The sequence below is a fragment of the Actinoallomurus spadix genome (genome assembly GCF_024055725.1).
In the GTDB taxonomy this organism is placed as follows: domain Bacteria; phylum Actinomycetota; class Actinomycetes; order Streptosporangiales; family Streptosporangiaceae; genus Actinoallomurus; species Actinoallomurus spadix.
This window is the reverse complement of sequence record NZ_JAMXMX010000054.1, coordinates 1-15,670: the sequence shown is the minus strand read 5'-3', so window position 1 is coordinate 15,670 and position 15,670 is coordinate 1. Positions and strand designations below refer to the sequence as shown.

Annotated in this window: 8 protein-coding genes; 7 read left to right on the top strand and 1 reads right to left on the bottom strand. The window is 68.9% G+C overall.

Annotated features, from left to right (window positions below; genetic code table 11):
* Positions 1 to 54: 54 nt before the first annotated feature.
* Positions 55 to 1,188, bottom strand: a complete 1,134-nt coding sequence (gene chvE, locus NE235_RS36750) for a multiple monosaccharide ABC transporter substrate-binding protein (protein ID WP_289849840.1) — start codon at positions 1,186 to 1,188, stop codon at positions 55 to 57.
* A 227-nt stretch (positions 1,189 to 1,415) separates the two neighbouring features.
* Between chvE and NE235_RS36745 the strand changes: the two genes are divergently transcribed.
* The 7 genes from NE235_RS36745 to NE235_RS36715 form a co-directional block, all read left to right on the top strand.
* Complete coding sequence (locus NE235_RS36745) at positions 1,416 to 2,573, top strand: mandelate racemase/muconate lactonizing enzyme family protein (protein WP_252811480.1); 1,158 nt, start codon at positions 1,416 to 1,418, stop codon at positions 2,571 to 2,573.
* Positions 2,570 to 3,574 carry a zinc-dependent alcohol dehydrogenase gene (locus NE235_RS36740; RefSeq protein WP_252811478.1) on the top strand — a complete coding sequence of 335 codons (1,005 nt, stop codon included), beginning with the start codon at positions 2,570 to 2,572 and terminating at the stop codon, positions 3,572 to 3,574. Before NE235_RS36745 ends, NE235_RS36740 begins: the two co-directional genes overlap by 4 nt.
* Before the next feature lie 11 nt (positions 3,575 to 3,585).
* Positions 3,586 to 4,545, top strand: coding sequence for a hypothetical protein (locus tag NE235_RS36735; RefSeq protein WP_252811476.1), 960 nt, complete (start codon positions 3,586 to 3,588; stop codon positions 4,543 to 4,545).
* Positions 4,542 to 5,939, top strand: coding sequence for an aldehyde dehydrogenase (NADP(+)) (locus tag NE235_RS36730; RefSeq protein WP_252811475.1), 1,398 nt, complete (start codon positions 4,542 to 4,544; stop codon positions 5,937 to 5,939). The genes NE235_RS36735 and NE235_RS36730 overlap by 4 nt, the downstream gene beginning before the upstream one ends.
* Before the next feature lie 292 nt (positions 5,940 to 6,231).
* Positions 6,232 to 6,759 carry a GNAT family N-acetyltransferase gene (locus NE235_RS36725; protein WP_252811473.1) on the top strand — a complete coding sequence of 176 codons (528 nt, stop codon included), beginning with the start codon at positions 6,232 to 6,234 and terminating at the stop codon, positions 6,757 to 6,759.
* A gap of 933 nt (positions 6,760 to 7,692) precedes the next feature.
* Positions 7,693 to 8,784, top strand: a complete 1,092-nt coding sequence (locus tag NE235_RS36720; RefSeq protein WP_252811471.1) for a hypothetical protein — start codon at positions 7,693 to 7,695, stop codon at positions 8,782 to 8,784.
* Positions 8,785 to 8,860: 76 nt separating this feature from the next.
* Positions 8,861 to 15,670, top strand: a 6,810-nt coding sequence (locus tag NE235_RS36715) for a hypothetical protein (protein ID WP_252811468.1), incomplete at its 3' end; no start/stop codon positions are given.

Below are 15,670 nucleotides of genomic sequence, written 5' to 3'. Positions count from 1 at the left end.
AGCAGCGGGGACGGCCGGGGGGCGGCGCCGGCGGCGCCCCCCGCCCGTGACCCGCTACTGGACCTGCTGGGCCGTGTAGTAGCCGGTGTCGATGAGGGTCTTCTGGACGTTGTCCTTGTAGACCGTCACCGGCTGGAGCAGCATCGACGGGACGACCTTGACGCCGTTGTTGTAGTCCTTGGTGTTGTTCACCTCGGGCTTACCGCCCTTGAGGACGGTGTCGGCCATCTTGACGGTCACCGCGGCGAGCTGGCGGGTGTCCTTGTAGATGGTGGCGTACTGCTCACCCTTCATGATCGACTTGACCGAGGCGAGCTCGGCGTCCTGGCCGGTCACGACCGGGTACGGCTGCCCGGAGGTGCCGTAGCCGGCGCTCTTGAGGGCGGACAGGATGCCGATCGACAGGCCGTCGTACGGGGAGAGCACGCCCTGGACCTTCGCGCCGCCCTTGTAGGCCTTGGTGATCAGGTCCTCCATGCGCTTCTGCGCGGTGGCCGGGTCCCAGCGCAGGATCGCGACGGTCTTGAAGTCGGTCTCCTTGCTCTTGACGACGAGGGTGCCCTTGTCGATGTACGGCTTGAGGGTGTCCATCGCGCCGTTGTAGAAGAACGTGGCGTTGTTGTCGTCCGGGGAGCCGGCGAAGACCTCGATGTTGAACGGGCCCTTGGCGGTGCCGTCGGAGCCGTCCTCCTTCTTCAGGCCGAGGCCGACGAGGAGGGAGGTCGCCTGGAGGACGCCGACCTTGTAGTTGTCGAAGGTCGCGTAGTAGTCGACGTTCGGCGTCTTGCGGATCAGCCGGTCGTAGGCGATGACCGGGATCTTCTTGTCGGCCGCCTCCTGCAGCTGCGTGGTCAGCGCGGTGCCGTCGATCGAGGCGACGATCAGGAGCTTGGCGCCCCGGGTGATCTGATTCTCGATCTGGTTGACCTGGGTGGGGATGTCGTTCTCCGCGTACTGCAGGTCGACCTTGTAGCCCAGCTTCTCCAGCGAGGACTTGAGGTTGTCCCCGTCGTGGATCCACCGCTCGGAGGACTTGGTCGGCATGGTGACGCCGATGAGCGCACCCTTGGCCGAACCGGCGTCGGCGCCCTTCTTGTCGACGGTCTTGGTGCTCGAACCGCACGCCGCGGTCACGCTGAGGGCCATGAACAGGCCCGTGGCCATCGTGGCCAACTTAGTGATCTTCATGTCTCACCTTGGGTGGAGGCTGGGGCGGTTACGTCGGGATTACGGCCGGGTTTCCCACTGCTGTGTCGGGAGTGTTACCGGTCACAAAACCCATGTCAAGACACGATTCGGCAACGCCCCCTTCGCTGCTCAGCCATTGACTTTGTCCATGTGACCGGTAACATCCGGCTCCCGGGAGGTCATCGCGGCCCTGCCTCCGGCCCGAACCACGAGGAGCGTTGCTTCACATGCGCATCACCGGAATCTCCACCCACGTCGCCGGCACGCCCTGGCGCAACCTGACATTCGTTCAGGTCCATACCGATGAGGGGCTCACCGGTGTCGGCGAGGCGCGGATGCTGAGCCACACCGACGCGCTCATCGGCTACCTCGCCGAGGCGGAGATCAACCACATCAAGGGATCCGACCCCTTCGACATCGAGGACCTCGTCCACCGGATGAAGTACGGCGACTACGGCCGCGCCGGCGAGATCGTCATGTCGGGCATCGCCTGCGTCGAAATGGCCTGCTGGGACATCCTCGGCAAGGCCCTCGGCCAGCCGGTCTGGCGGCTCCTCGGCGGCAAGGTCCGCGACAAGATCAAGGCGTACGCCAACGGCTGGTACACCGTCGACCTCACCCCCGAGGCCTTCCACGACGCGGCAAAGAAGGTCATCGAGCGCGGCTACAAGGCGCTGAAGTTCGACCCGTTCGGCACCGGCACGATGGAGCTCGATTACGCCGAGACGATGCGCGCGGTGAGCCTCGTCGAGGCCGTCCGTGACGCCATCGGCCCCGAGGCCGAGCTGCTCGTCGAGATGCACGGCCGGTTCTCCCCGGCGACCGCGATCCGCCTCGCCGGCCTGCTCGCGCCGTTCAACCCGAGCTGGCTCGAGGAGCCCTGCCCGCCGGAGAACCTCAAAGCCCTCGCCAAGGTCTCCGCCCACACCGACCTGCCGATCGCCACCGGCGAGCGGATCCACGACCGGATCGAGTTCCGCGAGCTGTTCGAGTCGCAGGCCGTGGACATCATCCAGCCGGACGTCGGCCACATCGGCGGCATCCTGGAGACCCGCAAGCTCGCGGCCACCGCCGAGACGCACTACACGATGATCGCCCCGCACAACGTCGGCGGCCCGGTCCTCACCGCGGCGAACCTGCACCTGGCGGCCTGCACGCCGAACTTCAAGATCCAGGAGCACTTCAACGACTTCGCCGACTCGGCGATCAAGGGCGTAGCGCCCGGCCTGCCCGAGGTCGTCGACGGGTACTTCTCGCTGCCCGAGGCCCCCGGCCTCGGCGTCGAGCTCGACCTGGACGCCCTCGCCGAGTTCCCCCGCCAGCAGGCCAACTTCAACCTGTTCAAAGAGAACTGGCACTTCCGCGACCCGGCTCGGACCAAGTGAGCCGGTCCGTCCTCCTGGAGCAGCCGGGCCGGCACCGGCTGATCAAGGGAGAAGTGCCCACGCCCGGCGCGGGCGAGGTCCTCGTCCGCGTCGCCGCCGCCGGCATCTGCGGCAGCGACCGCGAGCTGTACGAGGGCGGCCGCCCCGAGGCGTACCGCACGTTCCCCATCGTCCCCGGCCACGAGTGGTCGGGGACGATCGCGGACGTCGGCCCCGGCGTCGACCCGGCGCTGATCGGCCTGCCGACGGTCGGTGAGGGCTTCGTGAGCTGCCAGACCTGCGTCCGCTGCCGCGAGGGCGACACGAACCTGTGTCACGCCGGCTACGACGAGATCGGCTTCACCCGGCCGGGCGCGTTCGCCGACCACCTGATCGTGCCCGCGCGGCTGCTGCATCCGCTGCCTCCGGGCACCGACCTGCGGGCCGCGGTGCTGCTCGAACCGGCCGCGGTCGCCGCGGCGGCCGTCCTTCGCGCCGCGCCGCTGCCCGGCGAGCGGGTCGGCGTGGTCGGCGCGGGCACCCTCGGGCTGCTCACGATCCAGCTGCTGGCCGCCTCGTCCCCCGCCGAGCTCATCGTCAGCGACCCGCGCGCCGGCCGCGAGCCGGTCGCGCGGGCCGGCGGCGCGACGGCCTACTTCCCCCCGGACGAGCTCGGCGAGCTCGACCTCGACGTCGTCGTGGAGACGGCGGGCGCCCGCGACTCGGCGGCGGCCGCCGCCCGGCAGGTGCGCAAGGGCGGGCGGCTCGTGCTGACCGGCATCCCCGGCGTGGAACCGGAGATGCTATCCCCCTCGGACATCGTCGGCCGTCAGCTGACCATCACCAGCGTGTTCGGCGCCTCGTCGGCGGCCTGGGCGCACGCCGTACGGGCGTTCACCGCCGGGCTGCTCGACCTCGGCCCTCTGGTCACGCACGAATTGCCGCTGGAGGATTATCCCGAAGCGGTGGCGCTGCTCGGCCGGGGCGGCGACGACGTCGGCAAGATCATTCTCAGGCCCTAGGAGTACCCGTAATGAGCGTTTCCCGGTATCCCGGTGAGCACCTGCTCGACCGGCTCGGCATGCCCGCCCGCAGCGACGCCCCCGCCGCCTCGGAGGCCCGGTTCCCCGACGGCGGGAGCTGGCGGACGGAGCTGCCCTCCTGCGAGGGACCGGAGGTGCTGGCCGCCGCCCTCGAGGAGAGCGAGCGGCTGGAAGTGCCGGTCCACCGCATCAGCCAGGGCAGCGGCATCTGGATGCTCACCGACGCCGAGATCACCGAGATGGTCAAGGCGTGCGAGGAGCGCCACATCGAGCTGTGCCTGTTCGTCGGTCCCCGCGGCACCTGGGACATCGGCGCCGGCGTCAAGGCGTCCTCCGGCGGCTCCGGGCCGCGCGCCCGCGGCCGTGACCAGCTCGCCCAGTGCGTCGAGGAGGCCGAGCGCGCCGTCGCCCTCGGCGTCCGCTGCCTGCTCGTCGCCGACGAGGGCGTGCTGTGGACGCTGCACCGGCTGCGCGCGGCCGGCGTCCTGCCCGCCGACGTCACCTTCAAGGTGTCGGCGCTCGTCGGACCGGTCAACCCGGCGGCGTACGCGATCTGGGAGAAGCTCGGCGGCGACTCCATCAACGTGCCCAGCGATCTCACGATCGGGCAGATCGCCGAGCTGCGCGCGCACAGCGCCGCGCCGATGGACTTCTACGTCGAGGCGCCCGACGACCTCGGCGGGTTCGTGCGGCTGTACGACGCGGCCGAGCTCATCCGCTGCGGCGCGCCGATCTACCTGAAGTTCGGGCTGCGCAACATGCCCGGCATCTACCCGGTCGGCCGCCACCTGCGCGACCTGGCCGTCAACGCGATGCGCGAGCGCGTCCACCGGGGCCGCCTGGCCCTGGACATCCTGCAGCGCCTCGGCGCCGACGGCGGCATGTCCCCGCTCGGCTCCCGCCTGCCCGGCACCCTGAACCGTTTCCCCACCGACGGAGACCCGCGATGACGCTGCTGTACGGAGTCGATCCCCGGACCGGCGACCGCCTGGAGCCCGGTGTCCCGGAGACCTCCCCCGAGACCGTCGCCGAGCTGGGCGCCGCCGCCGCGAAGGCCGCGCGTCCCCTCGCGGACCTGCCGCTCGCCGGCCGGGCCGCGCTGCTCGAGGCCGTCGCCGACGCCCTGGAGGCCGCCGCCGGCGAGCTCGTGCCGCTCGCGGACGGCGAGACCGCGCTCGGCACGACCCGTCTGAGCGGCGAAGTGGAACGTACCACCGGCCAGTTGCGCCTGCTGGCGGCCGAGGCGCGCGGCGAGGGCTTCCAGCTCGACACCGCCGAGCCCGGCTTCGTCCGGGGCCTCCTGCCGATCGGGCCGGTCGCGGTGTACGCCGCGAGCAACTTCCCGTTCGCGTTCTCGGTCGCGGGCGGCGACACGGCGTCGGCCTGGGCGGCCGGCTGCCCGGTCATCGTCAAGGCCCACCCCGGCCACCCGCGCACCTCCGCCCGTACCGCCGAGATCATCACCGAGGCCCTCGCCAAGGCGGGCGCGCCGGAGGGGATGTTCGCGCTCGTGCACGGGTTCGAGGCGGGCATGGCCCTGATCAACGACCCGAACATCAAGGCCGCCGGGTTCACCGGCTCGGTGCGCGGCGGCCGGGCGCTGTTCGACGCCGCCGCGAGCCGCCCGGAGCCGATCCCGTTCTACGGGGAGCTGGGCAGCGTCAACCCGGTGTTCGTCACGCGGGCGGCCGTCGCCGCCCGCGGCGAGGAGATCGCCCGCGGCTACGTCGGGTCGTTCACGCTGGGGTCCGGGCAGTTCTGCACGAAGCCGGGCCTGCTGTTCCTGCCCGCCGGGCACGGCCTGGAGCCGGTGCTGGCCGAGGCCGTCGCGGCCGTCGCCGCGCCGGCCCTGCTGACGCCGCAGATCACCGAGGGCTTCCGCACGGGGGTCGAGCGCATCGCTGGCGAGGCCCGGACCGTCGCGGAAAGCGACGGCGCGCGCCTGTTCACGGTCACCGCCGGGGAGTTCGCGGCGCGGCCCGAGCTGACCGAGGAGTGCTTCGGCCCGACCTCGATCATCATCGAGTACTCCTCCGAGGAGGACCTGCGCGCGGCGGCGTCCGCCGTGCCCGGCTCGCTCACCGCGACGGTGCACGCCGAGCCGTCCGACGCCGACCTGGCGCGCGGCCTCGTCGCCGAGCTGGCCCGGCACGCCGGCCGGATCGTCTACAACGGCTGGCCCACCGGCGTCGCGGTCAACCACGCGATGCACCACGGCGGCCCCTGGCCCGCGACGACGTCGCCGCTGCACACCTCGGTCGGCACGGCCGCGATCCGCCGTTTCCAGGTCCCGGTCTGCTTCCAGGGGCTCCCGGAGGAGCTGCTCCCGCCGACCGTACGCTGAACGACCATTCCGGAAGGCCCGGTGGCACGCGCGGACACGCACGCGCCACCGTGCCTTTCCGCCGCCACCAGGTCTTGGGGAAGATGGGCTGGATGCGGAGGTCCCTTGATTGAACGGTTGTCCGGACCGAGAGGGGCCGTTAGCGTGTGCGACGGCACGAGTGACGCCTGATCACTCGGTGACGAGAGGGTTGATGACCATGGCTGCCGCCGGCCGTCTTCAGCATGCCCTTACCCGGTCCGCGCGCGTCGAGAGCGTGATCCGGGTCGTTACCGACGACCAGGAGCCTCAGGTGTCTTCCTCCTCTTCCTCTTCCTCGACCGTTGCCGATCTGACCACCGACCGCCTCATCCTGCGGGCGTGGGCTCCCGGCGAGGTCACCGCCGTCCTGGACGGCGCCCGGCCGTCCCACTGGGCCCAGGACTTCCCCGACGAGGGCGATCTCGTCATCGCGGGCCTGTTCGCCGAGCATCCGGTGTGGCTGGGCGAGTACGGCCACCGTCAGATCATCGAACGCGACAGCGGCCTGGTGGTGGGGTCGATCGGCCTGTTCTGGCCGCCCGTCGACGGCGCCCTCGAGCTCGGGTACGGCATCGTGCCCTCCCGGCGAGGTCGCGGCTACGCTCCCGAGGCCACGCGCGCGCTGAGCGCGTTCGCTCTCACCGCACCGGGGGTCCGCACGGTCCACGCCAACGTGGAATTGTCGAATCCCGCCTCGATCCGGGTCCTGGAGAAGGCCGGCTTTCAGCGGAAGCGCACCGACACCGAGCAGAACACCGCCCGGTTCGTCCTGAGCACGGCAGCCCCGGCCCGGGAGTAACCGTCCCTCGGATCGGCCCGGAGCTCGGCCCGGTGATCACCGCAGACTCGCCGCGGACCCTCGAGCCACTGGCCGCACCGCCGGACGAGGCGCGTTCCCAGTGCGATGACCTCCGGGTGGGGTGACACGTCCGGGAGCGGAGGTCTGCTGTAGGCGCCGCCCTCGGCATGCGCTGACACGCCGATTTATAGAGGTGTTTACAACTCCCTAACGCAAGCGCTGCATACTAGGGTCATGCTTTCTGTATCGATCAAGTCCGTCCCGAGGACCCACGGATCCCCATCCGGGGCCGATGCCGATAGGAGCGTGCGACCAGCGGTGGACGGACGGGGGCAACGTCCAAGGCGCGGCCACTGGCATCGAGCGCCGGGATCTCACGTGCCCCGGGGCGAGGGCTCCATCTGGACACCTACCGTGAGCGCCATGGCCTGTCCGCGACGCCGCCTTCGGCCGCCGCCGACCGCGCCGAGGCCGCCGAGCCGGCCGACCGGCCGCCCGCCACCGGTGAATGGGACTTCGACCACTATACGTACGAACGTGAGCATTCCCGGTGATCGAGGAAAGCTCCTGGGTCTCCTCCAGCGTCTGCGCGACGTCACTGGTCACCGATGAGAACGGGGTCATCCAGGAAGTGACCGCATGCGTCTCGGTCGCCGTCGTCACCACCTGATCCCTGGCCTCGGGTAAGGCTCCAGCGAGCCGGGCGCGCCCCCGCCTCCGGCCGCCGCGCGCCCGTAGCCGCCGGAGTCCGCCCCCACCGGCCGCCGCCGGCCGTCCCTGCCCATGCGTCGAGTATCTGATCAAAACGCCCTGGGACTGCGGGTGAACCGCTCGCCCCGCTGGGCCGTATGCCACATCGTGAGCCTCCCCGGCTCCGTCCTGACCGAACGAAACAAATCTGGGGACCCGATCGTGACGTGGGCAGAACGGAACGTGACCGTGCAGGCGGCCGAGTGGCACAAGTCCACTCTGAGCACCGCAGCATGCGTGCAGGTCGCCAGCGGGCTCCCTGTGCGGGACCACGACGGGAACATCATCGGCATCCGGGCGTTCGGGGTGGGCGAGGGGCGGAGCCTGGCCGAACTGCAGACCGTGGTCAAGGGTGTGGTGGACTGGGCGGCGCGTGAGAAGAACCTGCCGCGTGATGAGGAGCAGGCGTGCTTGATGCTGGGCCGCCAGTTCGCGAAACTGTATTTCCCCGACCGCGGCGACGGCTCACACGTGTTCTCCGGCCCCCACGAGCCCGCCCACCGTATCCGCTCGGCCGGCACCGCCGATGAGGCCCTGACCGCGCCCGACACGGAGAACCTGCGGTACTTCGATCTCCCCCGCTCGGACTGGGGATGGGTGGAGTCATGGGAAACCCTGACCGGCACGCTGGCTCGGCCCCGGCAGGAAACTCCCGGGACCGGCACCACCCAGACCACCGTCCGTGACGCCGACGATACGACGGTTCCCGCCGCCGTGTTCGTGGTGGTGAACCCACCCGCGAGGAAAGCACACTGGTTCGGGCTGATCCCCACCACGGACGAGGGAGTGCAGGTCTTCGACCCGCGATTCGACGCCGACGCATGGCGGGCGATCGATGCCGGCGAGGGCGACGAACTCGTCGAAAAATGGCTGCGTCAAGCGGACCCGGTGGACGAGACCCTCACCTGGCCCACGACCGGCGCCCGCGCCCTGATTCTGGACACGAACGGCCGCGTGATCAGGCCCCGGACGGAGAACGCCGTCGCCCTCGCCCCCAGCCCGGCCCCACAGTCGGCATCGGCCGCATACGCGCTCGCCGACCCGTCCGACCCCCGCATCGGATCCCCATTGCGCCGCTTGCTCCAGCCCAACGCCGCGCGCTGGGACCGCTCAAATCGGCAGAACCCCAGGCGCATCCCACAGCGGAACACTGTGCCTACGCCGGAGCAGCAGAACACAGGCCCGGTCGAGGCTCCGCCGGAATACGAAAACGTAGTGTCCCAGGAACACATACCCGGAGGAACCGGCACCAAAAGAGCTACCGGGCTACAGTGAGCGCCTGCCCGGTGACGACCTGATGCATGCCGGCCCGGTCGAAGGGGTGCCTGGTTCGGCGGGCGGCTCCGCGGTGGTGTCGAAGGAAGCGGACGATGCCGAGGCGGGGCATCTGGTGCCGGCGGTGGGCTCGGGTATCAGGGGTGCCGATGATGTCTTCTCGGTGCTGTCCGGTGCTGGGGCGGTCGGCGTTGGGGTGGGGGGGAGGTGGGCAGAGTCGCAGTTGGAGGATGTGGTTGCGGGGGTTGCTGAGTGGGCGGCGGGGATGCCGGCTGAGTTGTCCGCTGGTGAGGAGCAGGCGTGTGCGGTGTTGATGCGCCGGTTCGCGACGGGGGGTGTCAGGAATGGGACGCCTCGTGGTGAATCGGATGATGGTGCCGCGGTGGGCGCCGGTCGTCGCGATCGTGGCCTGTTCAGCCGTCTTGTTTCGGCTTCTGTTGTCGATGACGCGGTGGTGGGTTCTGATGCGGTGAATGTGCGTTCTTTGGGTGTGCCGGCTGAGGATTGGGTGCCGGTCGATACGTGGAAGGAGCTTTTTGATGTCCTGACCGGCGGTGTTGAGCCGGACGCGGTCGGCTCGGTTTCGGATGGCGGACGAGGGCGTCGCGCCGGGGGCGGCGGGGTTGTTGTTCCGGCGGCGGTGTTCGTGCGGGTGCGGCAGGCCGGGACCACGTGGCATATGGTGGGGCTTCTTCCGGTCGCGGGTGATGACGGTACGAAAAGTGTGTGGCGTTTCAACCCTGACTTCAGTTCCGCTGCGCGGCAGGCTGAAATCGAAGCCCTTGAGCGGAGCGGCATTGCTCCCGAAAAGATCCCGGGGCTGATCGCCCCCGGCTGGGCCGGGCAGTGGCTGCACGAGACAAGCCTAGACGATATGAAGCACTGGTCTCCTGCTACCGCCAGTGCTTTGTTCGTGGACGAGAGCGGCCATGTTTTCAAGCCGTGGTCACGTGATGCCCCTCAGGAGTCGGAATCGCTTTATTGGGCGCTCACCGACCCGACGGATCGCCGCGTCGCAGGTGACAAAAAACGTCTACTATCGAGCGCCAAGAAGAATTTGTGGGAAGACCTCAAAAAAGCGGGGAGAGCAGGCCTTTCCGCTAATCACATTTATAGTAGAACCAAGCTTCCGAAAGAAAAAATCAAAAAGATTAGGAACCTCCTCGCCAGCGAAAATTCCGGCGCAATCCGAACCTTCAAGATGCCTGGTAGAGGAGTAAAAGCGACCCACCGTTGGGCACTGAAATTCGACCCCGACAATCCGGATGTACACTACACCCCACCGGACGGTGCTTATGACATTGAAGACCTGAACGTTCCTCCTAAAACCGTGGAGTGGCTGCGGGAAACTCTTACCGAAGCAGGGCAGGCCGGCCTGCCCGAGACCGAAATCGCCCTAGAGGCGTTCAACGCCAGGGAGCTGCTCGATAAACTTGCCGACAGTGACCGTGGGCAATTCCGGACCTGGATGGTAGTGCGCACAGCGGGTAAGCCGGAGCGATTTTATGGTCCGACATCCGATGCCAACGGTGTTCCCTACCCAGCCCCGGCCAACGTCAGTGAAGAGTATGAACTCCTGCCCAGTGGCACTGCCGACGAACGGTTGGTGAGGCTACGATATATCCTGCTCATTGCGGGCCGTAAGCAGTCGGCCGGTATGCTCCGTCACGACATTCACGATATATTCAGTAGTTTCTCAGCAAAGAGACGCGACGAGCTGGTCGCCGGACTCGGTTTCCATTGGCCTGGCCAGTTCCGGACCTGGAAAATCAGCAACGGCAACTATGTCGGGCCGGTGTACCACCCGTATGGGAAGGAGACGTACAAGCTTCCCGAGGGGGCCGAAGACATTAAGGTGCTGCACGGGGTTGCCCCCGCGCTTGGAGGCGGTCCTGTTCCAGCGCACGCCGCTGGAGGGGGCCTCAACGCGGACGAGCTCCTGCGAGATGACATGGAGCAGCTGAGGTATGCCATCATCGGGGTGGGGGAGCATGGTCTGCGGGTCGATGAAATCGAGAGGCTGATGCCCAGGACCGAGTCCGGTCTTCCTCCGAGTAAGTTGATCAATCGGCTCGGCGACTTCTACCCCGACCAGTTCCGGACCTGGCAAGTGCATGAGGCGAATCGTTATATCTCTTATTACGGGCCGGCGTCCAACCCGCGGGGTATTCCCTATCCGCCCCCGGCTGAAGCCTATCTAGGATTGTTCTCTGTTCTCGGTCGCAGCTCTGCGTCCGGGTCCGATGATAGGGGTTATGGGTCTGGGGTCTCGGGTTCTGGATGGGGGTCTCACGTAAGGGTTTCTGGGCGGGACTCTAATGTAGCGTTTTCTCAGTATGAGCATGGTGGTGCGGGTTCTGGTTCTGAGGGTTTTGAAGCTGGTCGCGTCCTTGGCAATTTGGGTGATTTCGATAACCTTAAGGGTGTGGTGGATGTGGCCAGTGCGGCGCTTAGGGAGCGTGTCCTTTTTGAGCGGTATTTGGCTGATGTCAGGGAGAGAGGTGTTGATGAGCCGGTTGCTCGGGCGGCCTGGAAGCAGGCCGTTGATGAGGCTCTTTCGGGTGGTCAGGGCTATGGCTCCTCAAACAAGGGCTATGGGTATGACGCGTCGGGTTATGGGAGCTATGAGCCTGATAATGTTGCGGTTTCTGGGTGGGGACCTGTGGCGGGGTGGTCGGGGTATGGCGGGTCGGGTTCTGGTTCTGGGGGTGCTGAGGCCGCTGGTGGTGTGGCGTCTGTCGTTGCTGGTCAGTACCCGGCGTTGGAACAGGCGGCCACGTCATATCATCGGAGTGGTGTCCCTGGTGAGCAGTTTGTGATTTACGCGGGCCGCGAGGGCTGGGATGACGATATTGCCCGGCAGGTGTGGAATCTGATCGATGCTCGTGAGGGTTCTTCGAGTGGTGCGGCGGGGCCGGAGTATTCGGTGTGGCATGCGACGTTTGAAACGCCGTCGTTTGAGGATGTTGTTGGTGCGGCTGGTGGTGGGGAGAAGCCGGTCGCCGGTGATAGTGGTGCTGGTTCTGGTGCGGGTTTGGTGGGTGTGCCTGGTCGTGTGCGGTGGGTGAATGCTCTTCGGGCGTATTCGTGGGGTCTGGAGTTTGTTCCGGGTGTTGCGGGGCGGGTTGGCGCGGCGGGAGCGGATGCTGGTGGCGGGACGGTGTATGCGGCGGCGGTTGCGGGGTCGGGTGGGTTGCTGCCGGTGGTGGGTGACCGGTTGGTGAGTGATCCGGGTGAGTTGCGGTCGTTGCTGCATGCGGCGATGCTGGAGCGGCCGAGGGATCTGTCGGACTGGCCTGAGGTCCGTGATGGGTATGTGGCGGCGGTCCAGGAGGCTGTGAGGAAGAACGATCCGGATTCTGTGACTGAGGCCGCAGAAGCTGAGGCCGCAGAAGTGGCTCGTGCTCTGGTGAGTTCTGGTGCGGCGTGGGAGCATCTGCAGGCCAGTGTGTCCGGGACGGCGCCGTGGCGGGATTTGGATGACCGGGTCGTTCCGTTCTTGTTCGGGGAATATCTGGGCGTGCGTGGGTTGGTGCTGGGTGTTGATGGGTTGAAGGCCTATGGGCCGGGTTCGGGGCCGGAACCGGTGGTGATGGCTCAAAGGCCGGGTTCGCGTGGGGTTTTGCAGTGGGTGGGGGTTCGCAGGTCGGTGGCCGGGCCGGTGCTGGGTGGGGTGTCGCCGGCGCAGGTGGTGCGGGCTCATAAGGCGGGGTTGGTGTTCACCGGGCGTCGGGGTGGTGGTGATCTGTTCGAGGCGCTGGCGGCGGCGGGTCGTGCCGGCGGGGTTGAGGCGTTGCCGGGTGATCGGCCGGTGGTGCGGCGGGAACTGGCGCAGCGGATGCAGACCATGGTGTTGTCGGCGGCCGATGTCCAGGAACTGGCCGAGGCCGCCGGTGCGGTGGCCGGTGCGGTGGCCGGTGGTGAGCCGGTGGCCGGTGATGAGCCGGTCGCCGGGCAGGTCGGCTCGCTGCTGGGTGATGGTGAGGCCTGGCAGAGGCTCATCGCCGATGTCCGTGAGGGCCGGCCGGTCACCGGGGCCCGCGCGGTGCTGGTGACGGTGCTGGTGCAGCGTTTGTTCAAGGTCGGGGTGCTGGGACCTGACGGGAAGGCCTGGCCCTGGGCCGGTGATGAGGTGCCGGGTGTGGCCATCGCCCGGCTGGGCGCCAAGGGCTGGGATGAGGGGTGGGTGGGGCTGGCGCCGGTACGGCCGGCGCGGATGCTGGGTGCTGGTACCCGCCCGGCGGAGGTGCCCGGCGGATGGGCTACGACCGTCGACACCCCCACTACCCCCGAGACCCCCACTACCCCCGCCGCTGCCCCGGCTGCCTCGGCTGCCGCTGTCTCGGCTGTCTCTGGTGGTGGGGTGCCGGTCATGCCGGTGGGGTCGTTGGCGGGCGGGGCGCCGGTGGGGATGAGCGCGAAGCAGCACAAGTGGGCGCTGGCTCATCGGCGGCGGTTCGCCGGTGGCGTGGCCGGTGTTGATCAGTTCGAGGCGCTGGTCCTGGCCACTGATGGTGGTTTCACCACTCCCGATGGGGTGTTCGTCACCAGTGGTGCGCGGTTGCGTGAGCTGACGGCCGGGGTCGTCCCGGACAGCGTTCGTACCGATCTGGGGTTGTGGGCGACGGTGGGCACGATCTACACCAGCGCCTATGCCGAGCGTGAGGGCGGGCGTCCGGGCGGGGATGTTCGGGCCGGTGCCCAGGCGGCTGCCGTGGAGCGGATCGAGGATGGGCGGGCGTTGGAGGACATCATCGCCTCGATCACCGACCCGGAGTTTTGGCCGCAGCTCGCCGAGCAGGTCACGCCGTTCTTTGTGAACAAGCTCGGCCTGGCTCCGCGGATCATCGGAACCGATACCGCCCAGGACTGGTACGGCAATGGGTGGCCGGCCGATATCGCGCCGCTTTCCGGCGGCTCTGGTGCGGGCCGCAGGTGGGTGGCGTTGCCGCCGATGGTGGGACGGTTCGCGGGCGGATCGCCGCTGGCGGCCCCGAACCTGTCCGATCCGGTGCTGGTCCGCCTCGGCCAGGCCACCGACACCGCCAAGACCACCGCCGAGACCACCGGTGAGACCGGTGGGGTGGCCGGCTGGCTGGAGGAGACCGCCGGGGACTGGCGGGCGAACTCTTCGCTGCTTCCTGCGGCCACCGACCCGGCCGGGCAGGCCGAACGGTGGGACCCGGCCGGGCAGGCTGAACGGTGGGATCCGGTCGCTTTGGCCGGTGTCCTTGCTCGAATCAGCCCGTCTGAGCGGCTGCTGGAGCAGGCCGCGTCGGTGGCGCGGGGTTCCGTGGCGGGTGGCGTGGTGGCTGCCGGGATGGGCCTGAGCACGGCGATCAAGCTGGTCCAGGCGTTGTTCGCCGAACACGGCGGCCTGCACGCCCCCACCACCCCCACGGCGCGAACCGGGCAGGCCACACCCCAGGCCGCGTCCCAGTCCGCGTCCCAGTCCGCGTCCCAGACGATGGCGGAGACCACGCCTCGAACCGGGGTGGGGGTCGGCGCGGACCGGTGGGTGACGGCGCCCTCGCTCACGGAGCTGGTCGGGGTGCTCCCGGATGGGGGGGTGGTGTTGTGCTTCGATGACACCCGCTCGTGGGTGGCGGTCGATACCACCGGCGGGTTGCGGCTGGTGAAGTTCGACCCGGCCGGCGGGGGCGCAGGGCGGGTGATCGCCCCGGACCCGACGGTGAACGACGAGCTGGACCGCCCGGGGCTGGGACTGGTCCTCGACGGCCACGGGACCCCGATCACCGCCGACCGGCTCGACGGCGCGTTCACCCCGGCCACCGGCTGGGACGGTGAACTGATCACCGTCCCCGCCGGTGGCCCGGCCGGGATCAGCACCCTCCAGCAGGCCGTGGCCCGCGACCACCAGATGGAATTCGGCGAGGTCTTCACCGGCCCGCACGCGCCGTGGGACGCGGCGCTGGACGCGGCCGCCGGCCGCGGGCTCACCATCGCCGGTGTCCGGGCCGATGACCCCGAAACACTGAACCGGCTGATCCTTAAGAACCTGCCCAAGACCGGGCAAGGCCCGCTGGGCTCGATGATGGCCGCGGCGTTCCGCTACCTGGCCCCCGAACGCATCCTGACCGAGTTCTTGGGCAATGACCTGTCCCGCTACGACACCCAAGCAGTCCACCAGCAGATCAACGAACACCTGGCCGGCGGCAAAGCCGACCGCTACATCCGCCAGGCCTTCGCCGAACCCGGCTACTGGAACGAACTACGCGACACCCTCGCCCCCGCCGTCCTGGCACACCTGACCGAACAGAACACGCTGACCATGGACACCGACGGGCACATCCACGCCTACGGCGACCCCGAAACCGAGCTGGTCCTGGCCCGCACCCTCCCCACCGCCACCAGCCCCGCCGGCTGGACCACCCTCACCCCAACGACCGCACACCACCCCGCCCGCATCACCCCCGACATCCACCACCCACTCTCCGACCACCCCCCGGCCACCACCCCCGCCACCGACCCCGCCGCCGACATCCACAGCGCCATCCTCGCCGCCGCCGGCGGCAGCATCCAAACCGACCGGCACACCTTCATCACCACCCCCACCCAAATCCCGGCCGCCCTGGCCCGCCTCGTCCGCCAACGCCCCGACCTGCTGCCCCCCGGCCTGGACACCGAGACCACCATCAACACCCTCACCGACCCCACCACCCCCCAAACCCAGCTCGAACACCACGCCCGCCAACTGGCCGGCCCCTACCTCGGCATCGAATCACTCACCCCCACCCCCCACCCCACCACCACCGACCTCCCCCAACTACCCGGCCTACCCACCCTCACCGACCACGCCGACCCCAAAACCCCCCCCCCCCCCCCCACACCCCACCCCCAAACCCCCCCACAAACCCCCAACAAA

Excerpts from the sequence above, each read along its gene's own strand:
- chvE (WP_289849840.1), bottom strand. The coding sequence starts at position 1,188 with ATGAAGATCACTAAGTTGGCCACGATGGCCACGGGCCTGTTCATGGCC.
- NE235_RS36745 (WP_252811480.1), top strand. The coding sequence starts at position 1,416 with ATGCGCATCACCGGAATCTCCACCCACGTCGCCGGCACGCCCTGGCGC.
- NE235_RS36735 (WP_252811476.1), top strand. The coding sequence starts at position 3,586 with ATGAGCGTTTCCCGGTATCCCGGTGAGCACCTGCTCGACCGGCTCGGC.
- NE235_RS36730 (WP_252811475.1), top strand. The coding sequence starts at position 4,542 with ATGACGCTGCTGTACGGAGTCGATCCCCGGACCGGCGACCGCCTGGAG.